Raw genomic sequence first — 1014 nt, 5'->3', positions numbered from 1 at the left:
GGCCGGGGTTGGCATGGGCGGGGCGTACCGCTTCTTCTACTGCGGGCGGGCCGGCCGGCCGCGGGGCCCGCCGCGCGGCACCCGCGCCAGCGCGGCGACGACCGGCATGAGCCACAGGATTCGCGCCTCGTAGCGCAGATGCGGCTTGGAGAGCGCGCCGGTGGCGAAGGCGTTCGCCGTGACACCGACCAGCACGCCCACCACCCGGCCGAGCCGGCGCCGGGCGCCGGTCCGCGCCGCGCGCCCCCCGGCGAAGGCGGCCCGCGCGGCGCCGCGCAGCAGCCCCGGCGCATGCGGCCAGAGGACGGGCGCGGCCGCCGCGGGCAGCGCGCCCTGCGGCTGCAGCGCCGCGTCATAGGCCGCGAGTTCGCGTGCCGGGAAGGCTTCCGCGATGCGCGGGCGGACCGCGGCGCGCAGATGGTCGTTGACCAGCGTGTCGCCCGCCGTCGCGGTCCCGAGCTGGGCCAGGGTGTTGCGCAGCATCGCCTGCGCGACCTCGAGCGGGCGGCTGCGCAGCGTCTCCGCCACGATCGCGCCGGCCTCGGCCGAGAGCAGCGCGCCGCCGAGGAAGCGCGGCGTGCCGTCCGGCGCGCGGTTCACCGGGCTGTCGGGCGACCAGAGGAAGGCGTCGCTGTCCATCGGCAGGCGGTCGGCGAAGGCGCAGAGATACCAGCCCGAAGCCGGGCAGCGTTCCCGGATCACCGCGGCCGCCGGGCCGTCGGCCTGCAGCCGCGCCAGCGCGAAGGTCGCGCCATGTGGCGACAACGCGGCGCGGCCATGCGCCCAGAGATTGGTGCCGAGCAGCAGCAGCACCGCGCCCAGGATCGGCAGCGCGGTGCGCAGCGCCGCTCGGCACCACTCTCTGGGCGCATGGCCGCGCCGCGTTGTCGCCACCTGGCGCGCCCTTCGCGCTGGCGCGGCTATGCGCCCAGAGCTTGGTGCCGCGCCGCAGCAGCACCGCGCCCAGGATCGGCAGCGCGGTGCGCCGCGGGGCGGGGGGGGGGCGCCCGCCCC

Annotated in this window: 1 protein-coding gene; it reads right to left on the bottom strand. The window is 78.7% G+C overall.

Translation table 11 applies throughout. From position 1 onward, the window contains the following. Nucleotides 1-36: 36 nt before the first annotated feature. Nucleotides 37-894: a hypothetical protein gene (locus tag AC1MIR_RS17685; protein ID WP_480029494.1), complete on the bottom strand. Its 858-nt coding sequence runs from the start codon at nucleotides 892-894 to the stop codon at nucleotides 37-39. Nucleotides 895-1014 lie beyond the last annotated feature (120 nt).

The sequence above is a fragment of the Falsiroseomonas sp. RANM36 genome (genome assembly GCF_056682175.1).
The sequence above is the reverse complement of the archived record's forward strand: the minus strand, read 5'-3'. Positions and strand labels throughout refer to the sequence as shown.